The 15,160-nt window shown below is 38.5% G+C and carries 17 protein-coding genes and 6 tRNA genes; 2 read left to right on the forward strand and 21 right to left on the reverse strand.

What is annotated here, in order from left to right:
• Positions 1–117: 117 nt before the first annotated feature.
• The gene (gene rsiW, locus BUB45_RS16585; RefSeq protein WP_073012394.1) at positions 118–750 is read right to left on the reverse strand and encodes an anti-sigma-W factor RsiW; all 633 of its coding nucleotides are present in this window, start codon (positions 748–750) and stop codon (positions 118–120) included.
• Between the two features lie 15 nt (positions 751–765).
• Positions 766–1,329, reverse strand: a complete 564-nt coding sequence (gene sigW / locus BUB45_RS16590) for an RNA polymerase sigma factor SigW (protein WP_073012397.1) — start codon at positions 1,327–1,329, stop codon at positions 766–768.
• Between the two features lie 146 nt (positions 1,330–1,475).
• Between sigW and BUB45_RS19415 the strand changes: the two genes are divergently transcribed.
• Positions 1,476–1,643, forward strand: coding sequence for an aspartyl-phosphate phosphatase Spo0E family protein (locus BUB45_RS19415; protein ID WP_077706576.1), 168 nt, complete (start codon positions 1,476–1,478; stop codon positions 1,641–1,643).
• Between the two features lie 122 nt (positions 1,644–1,765).
• Here BUB45_RS19415 and rocF read toward each other — a convergent pair whose 3' ends face one another.
• The 14 genes from rocF to BUB45_RS16665 form a co-directional block, all read right to left on the reverse strand.
• Positions 1,766–2,668, reverse strand: coding sequence for an arginase (gene rocF / locus BUB45_RS16600; RefSeq protein ID WP_073012400.1), 903 nt, complete (start codon positions 2,666–2,668; stop codon positions 1,766–1,768).
• 415 nt (positions 2,669–3,083) lie between these two features.
• Positions 3,084–3,854, reverse strand: a complete 771-nt coding sequence (gene surE / locus BUB45_RS16610; protein ID WP_073012406.1) for a 5'/3'-nucleotidase SurE — start codon at positions 3,852–3,854, stop codon at positions 3,084–3,086.
• 230 nt (positions 3,855–4,084) lie between these two features.
• The gene (locus BUB45_RS19980) at positions 4,085–4,243 is read right to left on the reverse strand and encodes a PHP domain-containing protein (protein WP_170861780.1); all 159 of its coding nucleotides are present in this window, start codon (positions 4,241–4,243) and stop codon (positions 4,085–4,087) included.
• 527 nt (positions 4,244–4,770) lie between these two features.
• Positions 4,771–5,880, reverse strand: coding sequence for a phosphomevalonate kinase (locus tag BUB45_RS16615; RefSeq protein ID WP_073012492.1), 1,110 nt, complete (start codon positions 5,878–5,880; stop codon positions 4,771–4,773).
• A gap of 27 nt (positions 5,881–5,907) precedes the next feature.
• The gene (mvaD, locus tag BUB45_RS16620; RefSeq protein WP_073012409.1) at positions 5,908–6,882 is read right to left on the reverse strand and encodes a diphosphomevalonate decarboxylase; all 975 of its coding nucleotides are present in this window, start codon (positions 6,880–6,882) and stop codon (positions 5,908–5,910) included.
• Positions 6,883–6,987: 105 nt separating this feature from the next.
• Positions 6,988–7,956 carry a mevalonate kinase gene (gene mvk, locus BUB45_RS16625; RefSeq protein WP_073012412.1) on the reverse strand — a complete coding sequence of 323 codons (969 nt, stop codon included), beginning with the start codon at positions 7,954–7,956 and terminating at the stop codon, positions 6,988–6,990.
• Positions 7,953–9,242 carry a hydroxymethylglutaryl-CoA reductase, degradative gene (locus BUB45_RS16630; protein WP_073012415.1) on the reverse strand — a complete coding sequence of 430 codons (1,290 nt, stop codon included), beginning with the start codon at positions 9,240–9,242 and terminating at the stop codon, positions 7,953–7,955. Before BUB45_RS16630 ends, mvk begins: the two co-directional genes overlap by 4 nt.
• A gap of 1,005 nt (positions 9,243–10,247) precedes the next feature.
• Positions 10,248–10,838: a DUF2785 domain-containing protein gene (locus BUB45_RS16635; protein ID WP_073012418.1), complete on the reverse strand. Its 591-nt coding sequence runs from the start codon at positions 10,836–10,838 to the stop codon at positions 10,248–10,250.
• A gap of 382 nt (positions 10,839–11,220) precedes the next feature.
• A tRNA-Lys gene (locus tag BUB45_RS16640) sits at positions 11,221–11,296 on the reverse strand.
• An 85-nt stretch (positions 11,297–11,381) separates the two neighbouring features.
• Positions 11,382–11,456, reverse strand: a tRNA-Gln gene (locus BUB45_RS16645).
• 11 nt (positions 11,457–11,467) lie between these two features.
• Positions 11,468–11,552 (reverse strand) — tRNA-Tyr (locus tag BUB45_RS16650).
• 45 nt (positions 11,553–11,597) lie between these two features.
• A tRNA-Thr gene (locus tag BUB45_RS16655) sits at positions 11,598–11,673 on the reverse strand.
• 2 nt (positions 11,674–11,675) lie between these two features.
• Positions 11,676–11,751: transfer RNA gene (locus BUB45_RS16660), tRNA-Val, on the reverse strand.
• A gap of 1 nt (position 11,752) precedes the next feature.
• Positions 11,753–11,827 (reverse strand) — tRNA-Glu (locus BUB45_RS16665).
• A gap of 318 nt (positions 11,828–12,145) precedes the next feature.
• Here BUB45_RS16665 and fabI point away from each other — a divergent pair.
• Positions 12,146–12,922, forward strand: coding sequence for an enoyl-ACP reductase FabI (gene fabI, locus BUB45_RS16670; RefSeq protein ID WP_073012421.1), 777 nt, complete (start codon positions 12,146–12,148; stop codon positions 12,920–12,922).
• 74 nt (positions 12,923–12,996) lie between these two features.
• Here the strand turns inward: fabI and BUB45_RS16675 are convergent, their stop codons facing one another.
• From BUB45_RS16675 to BUB45_RS19985, 5 genes are all read right to left on the reverse strand, one after another.
• Positions 12,997–13,917, reverse strand: a complete 921-nt coding sequence (locus BUB45_RS16675) for an N-acetylmuramoyl-L-alanine amidase family protein (protein WP_073012424.1) — start codon at positions 13,915–13,917, stop codon at positions 12,997–12,999.
• A 66-nt stretch (positions 13,918–13,983) separates the two neighbouring features.
• Entirely contained in the window at positions 13,984–14,208 is a 225-nt protein-coding gene (locus BUB45_RS16680; RefSeq protein ID WP_073012427.1) for a phage holin, read from the reverse strand.
• Between the two features lie 19 nt (positions 14,209–14,227).
• Positions 14,228–14,500: a hypothetical protein gene (locus BUB45_RS16685; protein ID WP_073012430.1), complete on the reverse strand. Its 273-nt coding sequence runs from the start codon at positions 14,498–14,500 to the stop codon at positions 14,228–14,230.
• A 78-nt stretch (positions 14,501–14,578) separates the two neighbouring features.
• Positions 14,579–14,908, reverse strand: coding sequence for a hypothetical protein (locus BUB45_RS16690; RefSeq protein ID WP_073012433.1), 330 nt, complete (start codon positions 14,906–14,908; stop codon positions 14,579–14,581).
• Between the two features lie 87 nt (positions 14,909–14,995).
• Positions 14,996–15,160 carry a hypothetical protein gene (locus tag BUB45_RS19985; RefSeq protein ID WP_164085351.1) on the reverse strand — a complete coding sequence of 55 codons (165 nt, stop codon included), beginning with the start codon at positions 15,158–15,160 and terminating at the stop codon, positions 14,996–14,998.

Genomic DNA, 15,160 nt, shown 5'->3' on the forward strand with positions numbered 1-15,160 from the left:
GAAAAACATGTCTATGGATAACCCGAGTCTATATGGCGGAAAAAGCCATCATTTACTATACTTATCGTACAATAAAAAACCTGAATTCGGTTTTCCGTTTTCAGGTTCATCATCCTATTAAAATGAGAAGATATTTTCGAACAATTCCTTAATGGAATACCACACCCACTCAAACATTTGATCTACATGTTCTATCTCTCCATTGATTTCACCAACAGAAGCCATCAAGCCATCACCTTCTATCGGTTCTTCAATGAGCTCACCATTAATTAACGTAACATTTCCATCAATCGTCCCGTTAATAATGAGGTCGCCATTTTTTACGACTAAGTCCCCTTCAACCGTCACATCAGCAGGTACAATTACCGTATCCCCTTGAATAACTAAATTATCCTGTTTAGAGACACTTAACTGATTATCTTGATTCCATACTGAAAACATACCGCTAATCATAAAAATAAAAAATATCGCTGCCGCAGTTAAAATTGGATGGGATTTAAACCATCTTCTATATTTAAATCGCTTCCGCTCTGTCGGAAGGTTATTCATCACATTTGCAGTGAAATTAGCAGGGGCTTTTATTTGTTCTGTGCTTTGCAAAAGTGTAATCGTACGTTTCAATTCGTGAAAATGTTTTTGACACGCCTCGCAATTCTCCAAATGCGCACTGAGCGCCTGCTCCTGCTCTTTTGTAATATCTCCATCTAAATAACAATGCATCAATTCTACTGCTTCTTTATTACAATTCAAGTGAGTCACACTCCTTTACACGTGACGAAGCTTTTTCCTTAAGGTTTCCCTTCCACGATGAATACGGGTTTTTACAGTCCCAAGTGGAATATCCAGAATTTCACTAATTTCCTGAAGGGAAAATTCTTCAATATACCGCAACATTATGATACTGCGATACTTCGGAGGAAGCTGTGAAATTTCGTAATGAATATAGCGTTTAAGCTCAATTCCTTCGACTTCTTCTTCTGGTAGTCTCCCCTTATCAGCTATCTGGGAATACATATTCAATCCTTCCGTTCCTTTTACCTCTGCATCTAGATAATGATCTGGTTTTCGTTTACGAATACGGTCTATCGTTAAATTCGTTGCAATTCGATATAACCACGTCGAAAATTTCCTTTGATCATCAAAAGAATGGATATTGACATATGCACGAATAAAAGCCTCTTGCGCTATATCTTCCGCCTCGTGTGCATTACCAAGCATGCGAAAACAGTGCTGGTAGATCCTATTTTGAAAGAATGAGACCACATCTTCAAAAGCGGATTGATCTCCTTTTTTCACTTGTTTAATTCTATCTTTAATCATTTCATCCATATTGGTACCTCCGCTTTACTATGCGGTAATATTGTTACGATTTAACCGATCAATAGGTTTCAAAAAAAAATAATAAAATGTAAATATTTATGATTGCAAATTTCCGACTACTATCCTACCATTATACTAGATAGGAGGATAGATTTGTGAGTAATTCTAAATTATTGGAAAGAATTGAAATGAAAAGAGAAAAAATGCTCTCTCTCAGTAACTCGCATGCATTGACCTCTGAAGCAGTAATTAACTCAAGTATTGAATTAGATGCATTAATCTTGGAATATGTAACAACAACGAACTACAACAGGAAAAATTAACAAAACACGACTACAAAAAAATAACACTTCTTCGTACGATTATGAAATTTAAAAAGAGAGACTATAGGGTAAAAAAGACATGAAAAATCATGTCTTTTTATTTTAACATATTTTTACAAACTTCACTTTAATTTTTCACCAAATAATGATCCCATTAAACCGACAGCAAGTGCTGCCGTTTTATTTTTCTCATCTAAGATTGGGTTGACTTCCACAAATTCGGCGGACGTAATGATTCCTGCCTCTGCTAACATTTCCATAGCTAAATGGCTTTCGCGATAAGTCATACCACCAATAACTGGTGTACCTACTCCTGGCGCCTCAGACGGATCAAGACCATCTAAGTCTACACTTACATGCACCCCATCAGTACGAGGGCTTAAATAAGCAACCGCTTTCTCGATGACGTTCGACATGCCTATTCGATCTACTTCATGCATAGTATAAACATGTATTCCCTTCTCGCGTATTAACTCTCTCTCGCCAGGATCAAGGGAACGAGCTCCAATAATAACAATGTTTTCCGGCTTTACCTTAGGTGAGTACCCTGCAATCGACGTTAATTCTTCATGACCGAAGCCTAAGCTTACAGCAAGTGGCATTCCATGAATGTTACCTGATGGAGATGTCTCCGTCGTATTCAAATCCCCATGCGCATCATACCAAATAACTCCAAGCTGTTCATAATGTTTAGCAATCCCAGCTAAACTTCCAATAGCAATGCTATGGTCACCCCCAAAAACTAACGGAAAATGCCCTTTTTCTATTGTTTGATCAACCATCGTTGCTAATTTTTCATTTGCTTCAACTACTTGAGGTAAATTCTTTAGTTGATAACTTTGTCTGGCTGCTTGTTTGTCAGGTCGAGTAATACCAATGTCACCATAATCATGTAACGTATACCCCAATGCTTCTAACCTTTGCACCGCTCCAGCATAACGCATTGCACTCGGCCCCATATCTACCCCACGTCTGCTCTGCCCCAAATCCATCGGAACCCCAATAATTGATATCGTTGATTTCATGAAAAAATGCCTCCCTTCTCCTTTATTGTAGACAAACGAAAGGTTATGACTCAACTCAACAAAAAATTGCATATATATGCAAAATTCTTATAAAAAACAACGAGCAACCACATTGTACATGGCTGCCCGTTGCTATTATAGCGTATAAAACTCTTTTTTCACTTACGTTACCTTTATTAATGTCAACTCCCCTCTGAAACAATTGCTACAAGTACCACTTCCTCACCTACATGATATTGTTCTCTTATTCGAGCATGAGAATAATGACTGCCCACTTACTTCAATGGAATAATGATATTCTTTTCCTTGAAATTGCTTTGTTTTAATTGTACCCGGCGATAACTCCTTTACTCTGGCCTTAAAATATACATTTGTTCCCTTTTTATCGCCTTTGCTATTCCCCAATCTTTCCAAGTTACCTTTCCTTAAAATACTGAAACCACCGAGTAAGTTGATCAATTCTTCTTTTCTTTGTGTGTACTAACTCTATAGGGGAAATGGTAATAAACCCTTGCCGCAACAGATCATAATCGGTACCTTCATTAAGCTCTAATTCATGGTAATTGTCTTTTAACCAGTAATATATTTGACCATGTGGGTCATTTAACCCCGTAAAGTTATATCGAGAGACGGTTAAATCCATGGGCACAACGCGCACTCCTTTACACAACTCTTTCGTTGTATAAGGAAGATTAACATTTAACATCAAATTTTTTGGAAGCTTATTTTGAATAATCACTTCTAGGACTTGATAAGATAATTGTTTAACGATGTCGAATTTTATTTTTCTGCTATCAAATGTCTCTAACGATACAGATATTAAAGGCGCTTGATATAACATCGCTTCTTGTGCAGCGGCAATTGTTCCTGAATAATATAAATCCCTACCGACGTTAGGACCAATATTAATACCATAAAATACGATATCTGGCTCACCTTCTAACACATCCATCCCAATTTTTACACAATCTGCGGGCGATCCATTGACGGCATAGGTTTCTGCCGTAGAGGACAAGTCTACTTTTTTTAAATTTAATGGTTGACGTAATGTGATTTTATGACTATAGGCACTCTTTTCCGTTTCTGGACAAATTACGATTACCTTACCGAAATGGGAAAGCAACTCAGCTAACGCCTTCACACCTGGTGCAAAAATGCCATCATCATTTGTAATTAATATGTTCAAACATCTATCTTCCTTTCAAGCCAGTGATAATGATTCAAATACGCTATATGTTGTTTTCAAAATGCTAATTCCATTGTTCTACCCATACCTTCTAACACAATCGGATTATCAAGCTTACTAAAATAACATCTGCTAAGGGGATCGCATATCCTACATCGTTTAATTGAGAAACGATTTTCGCAGCCCATTTAATACGCAGTTTTGTCCTTCAATAGATGTGCTCGGTCATTTTAGATGTGATCGAAGCAATAACCTAAAATATGCAATTCACTGTCGATACCATCCGTATTAAGCTCTATTCCTGGGATCAACAACGATATTCCTACATGCTTTTCTTCAGTAAAAGCAGTACGATACGCACCGATGGCGTCATGATCTGTTATCGACAAAATCCGCACCCCTTTTGGAGTTAAAGCACCATCTGAAAAGGTGGAATGTATATGTAGCTCTGTCTTTATCTAACTTCCTACCTCGTTTAATGCCTACTTTAAGTATAGTTAACAATTATGAAGGAAGATTAAAGACAAAATTAAATAACAACTACATTTGTGTAAACAAACGTTAACATCCCATGATACCTCCTAAATAATGGGATTCCTCCACAAAGGCATGCCTGCTAGATTTTTTACCTTTATTCTATATTGGAGATTTTTACTATTAAATGAATGTAAATCTTTTACAAAAAATTAATATCACGCTATTTTTTTACGCTTTGAATGTAAATTTTAAAATGAGGTTGTAAACATGACAAAGTATGCCCTATTGTAGGAAAGTAAAGAAGGACGATGCATGAAGAAAACACATGTAACTCATGCGAACCTCACTGATTCTAAGTGGGTTTTATTCCTATATAGGAATAAAATACGAACACAAAAAGCGCATGGTGTTGTCCACGTGCAACATCCATGCGCTTTTATCATTTCATTTCATTTATATGTTCGATGTCACTGACCATTGCTCCATGCGGATAGGGATGTAACGCGAGTGGCTTTATCCCTGCTTTTTCCCAAGCTACGAAAACATCCTCCGCAGCTTGTTTAGAAGGCATAAAAGCAATGCCACAATCGCCTCCACCAGCTCCAGAAGGCTTCCCTGAACCTCCAAATTGTTCCGCTATATCACAGAGTGTCGTTAATAACGGCGTTTCAATAGCTACATTTGCATCCCTTCCAACAGTCGCTAGCGCGTGACGATTTTCTTTTATCCCTTGAAGCAATAACTGCGGGTTGTTTTGCTTCATTCCTGCCAATACATTCGCAATCGCCTGCTCACTATGCCTAATAAAGCTAGTAAATTGTTTAGAATTGGTTGTCTTTAACTTTAAAATTTGCTCCACCAGCTTTTTGGTAGAAGCTGGTTTTCCTGTCCAACCGATACAAACATGAACAGAGTCCGGCAATGAAATAGGCTCCAAAGAAGCATACTTCCAATCTCGATGAATGAGCTCCGTTAATGTTTGTGATTCCTCGTACGCTTGACGAAGCCATTCCGCCTGAAATGAGGAATAGTTTAGGAAACCACCATAAGAAGAAGCAGCGACATCGGCTCCCGAACCGTTACCTTGCGTTACAACATGAGCAATCGCTGCTAATTGATAAATGAGCTTTGCTTCTGGTTTCTTAGGCATAAACTTATTTAAAATAGCGGAAATAACAGATGTAGATACAGCAGCGCTTGATCCTAAGCCATATTTCACCCCTGATTCATCATCAAGTTCGCTTTTGATCGTTAATTCAAAAGGGGGTATCGCAATATGCTGTTCATTTAAATAGTTACATGCTGTTGTCATAGATGCTTGAACAAATGTCGTTCTTTTATCTTTAGAGTCAAGTTCAACTTTATCCCCGTTATATTCCCAACCTATATGTTGTAATTGGAAATCCATTAAATGTAAACTGTTTGTTGCACTATCTTTTATCGTTGCATAAACAAAACGATCTACAGCCATTACAACTAATTGTTGATACGGCTGTAGTACAGCAAACTCCCCCGCAACCATTAACTTTCCAGGGGTTTTAATTATCATAGATGATTGTGGCAATAGATTCAGCCCCTATATATACGTAATCCCTTGACCTGATTTACTCAAACGAATATCAGTGACACCTTGTAATTCTCGCAATGTTTGTTCAATATATGCTTCATGCTCAGGTAAATAAAGCACCTTTACATTAGGACCAGCATCAATCGTAAAATAAACAGGTATACCTTGTGAGCGCATTTCCCAAACTTTTTGCATCACTACTAGCGTCGTGTCATGCCAATATGTAAATGGGGGTTTTGCACCTAACGTCGTCGCATGCATCTTCATACAGTTTGCCTCAGCAATTTCACCGACTTTTTGAAAATCACGAGCTTTAATTCCTTGTTTTATTTCCGCTAAATCATAGGAAATACTATCCAGCCAGCCTTGAAAAAATGGCGATGTCTCAACTGTTCTACGCATTCCTGCACGACTAGAAACACTTTTTTTCGTCGCAGATAACACCACAGCCGCTACACGAATATCCCAATAATTTGCTGGAGCAATAGGTATAGCGTAAGAATCTTCTCCGTCTTCACGCATCCCCATTTCCCACTCTGCAAAACCACCATAAATAGATCTACAAGCTGACCCGGAGCCTCGACGAGTTAATCTAGAGAGCTCTTTCTCGGATAAATGTAAACCTATGGCTTTCGATCCAGCGGCTGCTAACGCAGCAAACCCAGAAGCAGAGGAGGCAAAACCGGCAGCAGTTGGCACTTCATTCACCGATGTTACATTAGCAAATAGCTGTTTACCTGCCATTTGTCTTATAATATCAAGAAATGCCGTTACCCGACTGTACTGCTCTCCAGATGCGATTTGCTCATCTAACATGAATTGATCTTGGGAAAGCGATTCATCAAATTCCACTGTCGTTGTAGTATAATAGCCATCTAAAGTAAGTGACAAGCTATTATTCGTAGGTAAGATAATCGCTTCATTTCGCTTTCCCCAATATTTAATAAGGGCAATATTTGTATGCGCCTTTGCAGTTGCTTTCATGGTCATTCCCCTTCTGTTTAAGCTCTTCTTAGAAAAACTTGACTATCGCCAAAGTTTTTATGGTGATAAAACGCCGATACGATAAATATTTTCCTACAGTGGAGCTTAATGATCTTGGCTCTCTTTCAACACAAATGGCCATACTGCATGTGCGCCGAATTTTCTCAATTTCTCCGCTAATTGTCTGGAATGAACTTCATTTTGGGCAAGGGCAATGATGCAGCCGCCATTACCTCCGCCGGTTAACTTAGCTCCGAGCGCGCCTTCTTGTCTGGCAAAATCGATTAAACGATTCAACCCAGTGTCGCTAACACCTAAAGCTTCCAATTCTTTTTGCGCTTCATTTAGCATATGCCCTAAAATATGCTTTCCTTTTTTCTCCAAAGCCTGTTTTGCATCATGCGTCAGTTTTCCGATTCGTTCTAGTTTACGCTGAATTCGTCTTGGCGCGGTTTTTAATAAATTTGCTACGGACTCCACTGCTAGACGCGTATCTCCTACACGACCAGAATCCGCTACAACAAAATGAAAGTCCTCACTTAAGTGAATAAAATCAATCGGGTGTTCCTTTTCATACCAGACAGGGGACTGAGATGTGATCGTCAATGTATCAATCCCTGACGGAGCTCCATGTGCAAACGTCTCCGCTATATTCGCCAGTTGCAGTAATTCTTCATCTGTATAATCCTCATCAAAATAAGCAAATAAGGAGCGGACTACGGATATCGCCACAGAAGCACTGGAACCTAACCCCTTACCAGGTGGGATCGTTGATGTAATGCGTATAATCATATCCTCACAAGCTATATTTAAATACTCCATCGTACCTTCAATGCATTTTACAATACCCTCTAATGATTCTGGAGCATCAGCAATAGAGCCATGATAGAAAGTTGTATCAATCTTGACCGGTCCTGGGAAATGTTCAACGGCAGTCTCTACACCTACCAATGGAAATGGAATAGCAATAGCCGGTTGTCCGTGTACAACTGCATGCTCTCCAATTAAAATTAGTTTACTATAAGCTACACCGATAGCTGTTTTTTCTGTGGTTGTTACTTTTTCTGCACTCATTTTATATACTCTTCCACCAGTTCTTTAGCTTTGCCAACACGGATTTCGTTTATTTCTACTAATTTTTTCGACACGATATCAATCAACTCCCCAGTAGCTCCTGCTGCTATGGCAACAGAACGAGAATGTAAAGCCATGTGGCCTTTTTGTATACCATCGGTAGCTAACGCTTTTAATGCGCCTAAATTCTGTGCGAGACCGACTGCAACAATTACCTGTGATAGCTCTTGGGCAGACGATACATGTAATATATCTAACGCAGCCTGTGCCATTGGGTGAACATTGATAGAACCCCCAACGATCCCAACAGACATCGGCAGCTCCAATTCACCTACAAGATTTCCCTCTGCATCAACAGACCACGTTGTCATTGACGTATACTGTCCATCACGAGCTGCATATGCATGCGCACCTGCTTCAACCGCACGCCAGTCATTTCCTGTTGCAATAACAACCGGATCAATTCCGTTCATAATTCCTTTGTTATGTGTCACTGCACGATACGGATCAGACGCAGCAAATTCGTATGCGTGAATGACGCCGTCTCTTACTTCTTCGCCAGAGAAGTCTCCTGTTTTCAACAAATGAGGCGGGATTGTACAGGTAGCACAAGCTAAGCATCGATCGGCTAAATTCGACAATATACGCAAATACACCTTCCCACCAGTCAATTCTTCTACAGTCGGAGCAAGCGATTCAACCATTGTATTAATAATATTCGCTCCCATAGCATCACATGTATTAATGTACAAGTGAAGAACGAGCATTTGCTGGTAATTTGACATACTGTCTTTATTAAGTATCCGTACACCGATTTCTTTTGCGCCACCACCACGTTTCACAATGCTTGGATAAGACGCATTAGCCTGTTCAATTAATGCGTCTTCCGCGTGAAGGAGAGCAGCTTTTGCTTTATGAAAATCTGTACACCCAATTACTTGAATTTGTCCAATCATTACTCTTTCCGTAGCTTCCGTAGTAAAGCCTCCTGCTTCACGTACAATCTTAGCAATATGACTAGCAGATGCTACAACAGATGGTTCCTCAATAACCATCGGCACTATATATTCTTTCCCATTTATAAGAAAGTTCAATCCTGTTCCTAAAGGAAGGGGAAAAGTTCCAATAACATTTTCGATCATGTTATCAGCTGTATCAAGCGGAAGCGGTTCTGGTGAAGAAAGGACATGAAAAGCTTCTTCCGTAAACGCCTCCACGTTTTTTAGCAATTCTCTTCGCTTTGTAACTGTTTGCTTATAGAAACCAGGAATTCTGGAAGTCTGCATCGCCGATCATCCTTTTATAATAATATACACAACATCATATCTTAATTTTAATGTGGTCAGGTTAGGAAAACTTGCTTACTACTAAGCAATGATTAACGTAAATACTTTATTCTCCTAATAATGTAACAGAAGAAAAAAGGAACTATATGCTTAAGTTTTTAACAACCATCTTGTACATAAATTCAAACAAACGTTTGAAGAAATTACAATTTTCATTTCTCCAATCCTTTTAATTAGAATTGGGTATTACGTCAGCCGCTAAATAAGCTATTAGCATGCCCTCAAATATTTTACCATCTTTATGCCCTCTCGCCAATCATGCTCTACGCTTAATAAATAGTATTTCTATTATATAAAATCCATATGCAATTATCCGCTAAAAAAGGATGGGCAATGAAGCATGTATATACCCTTGTCCAGAGCGTCTCTATTTTCTAGGACGACCAACATTTATATATGCTTTTAACAGCTCATTGTTATGAAGAATAACGTACGTAGAGCCTAAAACATATGAACACGTTTTTATAGATATGCATTTCTATAAAAAGTATATCATGATTTTGTACATTATATTATAAATTTGATTGGTTGTAGTGTAAACAAACACATAATACCACAGTATTGTTATGAATTTAAAGTAAAACTAACCGTTGTATAATAGCAACTATGAACAACAGCATATAAAGAACAAAGGCTCGGGGCGCCCGTGGCAACGTAGCGACTGGAACGAATCAACGAACGTTTTAGGAATCATGCTCCTGCAACAGGAGTATGCCGGCGCCCTCCAGCAAGCACATCTTTAGTCGGCCTTCCTATTTAGTACAAAACGATGATGACTTATCGTAAGGCGATTCGTGAAGTCGCCTAGTTGCTGGGCGATGGAGCTGAGCGGGGCTCATTCGGTTATTTGGTTACGCCATAGCATCAAATTTTATACTTTCTTACCTTTAAATATAACAACGCCTTATTACTAGCTATGCTTTTGCCCATCGATTCTATGTATTTTTAATTATTTTGCTGGTATTTATCTAAAATGGCTTGCCTAGATGCTGAAAATTCTCTATGTTGTAACAGAGTTATGTATAAGGAATAACAAAAACGTTTTACATTCCATTCAATACGGTATCTTTCATGAGGGAGATGGAGTTCTACTTCTAAATCTGCAATCCAATTGCGTAATTTTATATCTTTCATACCTTTTTTAATTAAAGCTTCCATAACTTGAATAAGACGTTCGTCTTCTTCATCAATATAAGGATACTCAACCAAAACAAATTTCCTTATTGCGTGAAGACATGCTTTCGTTTGGCTCGCATCAAATTCAGGATGTAATACACAAGTAGCCAGCAGATCACTACCATGCGCAATGCTATGTGCCCACCCCTTTTCTTCAACATAACCACGATAGTCCTGTTCTAATAACAAGTATTCTATACCTACATGAATGGCGTACAATACGAGCTCACTAGATAAGTTTCTAGTTGTTGCATCCTTATATAAAATTGTAGCTATTACAAGCGCTGAGAATGAGCGCGTAAACACGCTATCTCCTATCGTTTTATCTTCTATATTAAAAAACAGATACTGTTCACTCATGCACTTTTGTAAAATATATTATTTGCTCTTTCGTTACGTAATCTTTCAATATCAATTTAACGAAACTATTGTAAATAAGATCGTCTCGTATTTCAGGATCAGTATGTCTCAAGCATTTCTTCTAGTAAAGAATCTAATTGATCATCTGAGAAATGATACGTATCTATATTCAAAAAATCCTGCATTCTATGAAGGTATGTACCCACTCTATCACCACGCATATACAATATTTGCTGTTATTTTTCCCATCCCTAATTTAAATTGTTGACATAGCTATATGTAGCAGATAATAATAGAGGGGTTTTTTATATTAAAAAAACAAGGTCACTAACATGTCGCAACCTTGTTTGTAATTATGTAGAAATATGTTGATTTAAAATATTGGTGAGCCATGGAGGATTCGAACCTCCGACCCTCTGATTAAAAGTCAGATGCTCTACCAACTGAGCTAATGGCTCGTATTCAATGCATTCCAATTATAATGTCCATTCTAGCCAATTGCTCTATTATATATAGGTTGGAAAAGTCCCTTAAAATAAAAAATGGCTGGGCCACCAGGATTCGAACCTGGGGTACACGGGATCAAAACCCGATGCCTTACCGCTTGGCTATGGCCCAACAATTTTAAATGGTGGAGGGGGAGAGATTCGAACTCCCGAACCCTGAGGGAGCGGATTTACAGTCCGCCGCGTTTAGCCACTTCGCTACCCCTCCAGTAGTATGAACACATACAATAATCTTTATTCATTTTTTTAAAAGTGGTGCCGGCCAGAGGACTTGAACCCCCAACCTACTGATTACAAGTCAGTTGCTCTACCAATTGAGCTAGGCCGGCAATGGTGGAGGATGCAGGGCTCGAACCTGCGACCCCTTGCTTGTAAGGCAAGTGCTCTCCCAGCTGAGCTAATCCTCCATGGTGACCCGTACGGGATTCGAACCCGTGTTACCGCCGTGAAAGGGCGGTGTCTTAACCGCTTGACCAACGGGCCAGGATGTTTTCATCTTAGCAGTTCCCTTTTCGAAACTGACGAATTTTATTATACCTAGTTCTATATCATTTGTAAAGGGAAAATGTAATTTTTTTTAATTTCTTTTTTAAACCTTGTCAAATCAGCTTTTATCTTGTCAAAATAACGCGCATGGCTAACGGTTTCTTTCAAAACGAGGATTAGGTTATAATAAAAGCATTAAAATACATGTAATGAAGCATTTAAGTGCCATGTACTATTTTCTTTGTGAAAATAATTCCTTATGATAAACTTGAGGCACTTTCATGCTCGATTAAAAAGGATATTGGAGGTACGTTAATGAGTAACTTAGTAGAAGGTAAAAATATTGTCATCATGGGCGTTGCCAGCGAACGAAGCATCGCTTGGGGTGTAACGACTTCATTACATAAAGCCGGTGCAAATTTAATTTTCACATACCGTCAAGATAGATCTTACGGTAAGCTAACAAAATTGCTCGAAAAGCATAACATTGAAGCTAAATGGATTGTCGAATGTGATGTTGCAAGTGATGAAAGTATTACAAATGCATTTGCTACTATTAAAGACAAGGTAGGAGTCATTCACGGTGTTGTGCACTCTGTAGCTTTTGCCAATCGTGATGAGTTAAAGGGAGAATACGCAAATACGTCCAGAGAAGGATTTCTATTAGCACATGAAATTAGCGCTTTTTCATTAGTTGCTGTTACAAAAGCTGCTAAAGAGCTCATGACAGAAGGTGGCAGCATCGTCACACAAACCTATCTCGGTGCAGAAAGAGTCATTCAAAATTACAATATCATGGGCGTCGCCAAAGCTTCCCTTGAAGCAAGCGTCCGTTATCTTGCTGAAGACATGGGCAAATATGATATTCGTGTCAACGCAGTTTCTGCTGGTCCTATCCGCACATTATCCGCCAAAGGGGTTTCCGGATTTAATGAAAAACAAGGGCTTATTGAAGAAAAAGCACCTCTACGAAGAAATGTAGACCAAGATCAAGTGGGAGACGCAACATTATTTTTTATGAGCGAGCTATCACGCGGCGTAACTGGAGAAGTCCTCCATGTGGATTCTGGATATCATATTATTGGTGGCTAATAGGAAATGAAAAATATGAAAAGAGCGGAGTTTTCTTCTCCGCTTCTTTTCATATCCTATCCACTCTATTCCATCTACTTAGAAAAATAACGTACATAGTTTGAATTTCCGGTAATATATAACCCAGACTTTAACTTATACATTTTAGATCCATTTACATATAATTCATCATTTACCGTAAACACCTCTCCTTGGTGCACTATTTCGTATTTTGCGTCCCAGTCAGGAGCATTATATACCCATAAACTAGCAGTAATTACTTCTACAAAACTTGCACTTCCTGAAGGAGATCCACTAATGACTAGTACTTGTCCAGGATAAATGTTGTCATCGGTAAGGTTGTTTAACGCCTTTAATTCGCTAACAGTCATACTATGTGCCTGTGCAATCCCCCATAATGTGTCTCCAACTTTAACCGTATACGTAGTCCCGCCTCCCTCTGGCTGTAATCCCAAATACGCAGCAATAGCATCTGCTAAAGCTTTTCCAGTAAGGTCCATCGTCGTATTATTGCGCATTTTAACAATATCAATGGTAGAATCCATAAATCCACCTTCAATGAGAATAGCAGGCATGCTAGACTCCCGAAGCATATGAAAATTCGCTGATTTAATACCTCGATCACGTAATCCCATCGCCCCGACAATACTTGGATGAATAGCTCTTGCTAAAGCTAATCCACTAGATGACCCCGGATAGTAATACGTCTCTGTTCCTGTCCAAGAACCCCATTGCCCGGTATTCGCATTGTGATGATAGGATATTAAAATATCCGCATTAGCATTATTTGCTACATTCGTTCTTGTCGTTAACGGCACATCTGTATCTCCTGTAGGATCATCCATCCGTATAACAGTGGTATTCGCATACCTATTTAAATACTTGATAGCCGCAGACACAACTTTATTATTAAATGTCCACTCCCTTTCTCCAGCAGGGCTTCGTTTACCCGGCGTATGCATTCCATGCCCAGCACCAATAGCGATTTTTGCCATTGTAAATTCCTCCTTTTAATATAATGTATTAAAAAGACAGCTTGCCCGATTGGACTAGCCGTCTGTCTATTTGGTAAGGTTTGACCTTTGTAGCACTTCTTTTTGTTGCCTTCCCCTAAGCGTAATATAATTATTTTTAAACCATGTCCACACAGAGACTATAAATGTAACTCCATATGCAATAACTTCCTCTTCCAACAGCGGTATAGGCTGTAAGTTGTAATTCACTAAGACGGCATTGATCCAAACTATCGCTAACGCTATTGTTCTAACCACCGTACCTTTATCCATATGTTTACCTCCCTTTCGTTTAAATATATTGTCCAATCAAAATTAGCAGTGTAATAAAAGCAAAAAGCCACCCACCCCAAAGGCGGATAGCTTCCAACACCGTAAATTTTCCTTCTGTTTTTGCTTCCATTCTCTCTACCTTTTCTTTCACAACCCCTAACTCTTCGCGTAGACCATTATATTTTTTAATCATATTTCGCGTCTCTTGCATCTCATGTCGCAAATCTTTAAACTCACCTTGAATAGCCGCAATTTGCTCAAATAATTCTTTATTTGTGTACCATTGAGACATAATTACCTCCTTTCATGATGCAGTAAATATAAAGAAACACCTCGTTTGAGATGCTTTAAAACCTTCTTTCCATTCTTTTTATTTATTGGCTTTAAGTTCTGTAACTTCTTTTTCTAATGTTTCAACTCTATTTAATAATACCTGGGTAACTTTAGCTACAATTGCATTCATAGACCCTGTATCAAAATAGTAAAATTCACTTTCCTCTTCTTTTATCACTTCCAATAGTTCTTCTGGGGCGGTTTCAGGAATCAAAACACCATATGATGTTTTATCATCAATCTCCAACTCATCTCCCATATCGTATACATTATTATAAGTTTTATAATCTGCACTCTCTAAAATCTCTTTTGCATCATTAAATGTTAAATCTTCAATGTTTCTATATCTTCTCTCAATTGGTTGCATTGTAGTACACTCCTTTTAAATTATTTATTTTCTCACTTACTCAATTCAAAAAAGGAACACTTTACCTTAAAAGCGAAAAAACAACGCCTATTCAGCGTTTTCCTTTTCCTGCTGTGTATTTGCCTTTAACTCATTGATTTCTTCTTGCTGTGCAGTAATTATCGCCTCGTGATAGGCTTTTTCTTGTGACAACTGTGCTACTTGATTACTTAATGCATTCACTACATATTGTAAATTAACTTCTTGTTCCAT

Source organism: Virgibacillus chiguensis, from assembly GCF_900129865.1.
Lineage (GTDB): Bacteria > Bacillota > Bacilli > Bacillales > Amphibacillaceae > Virgibacillus > Virgibacillus chiguensis.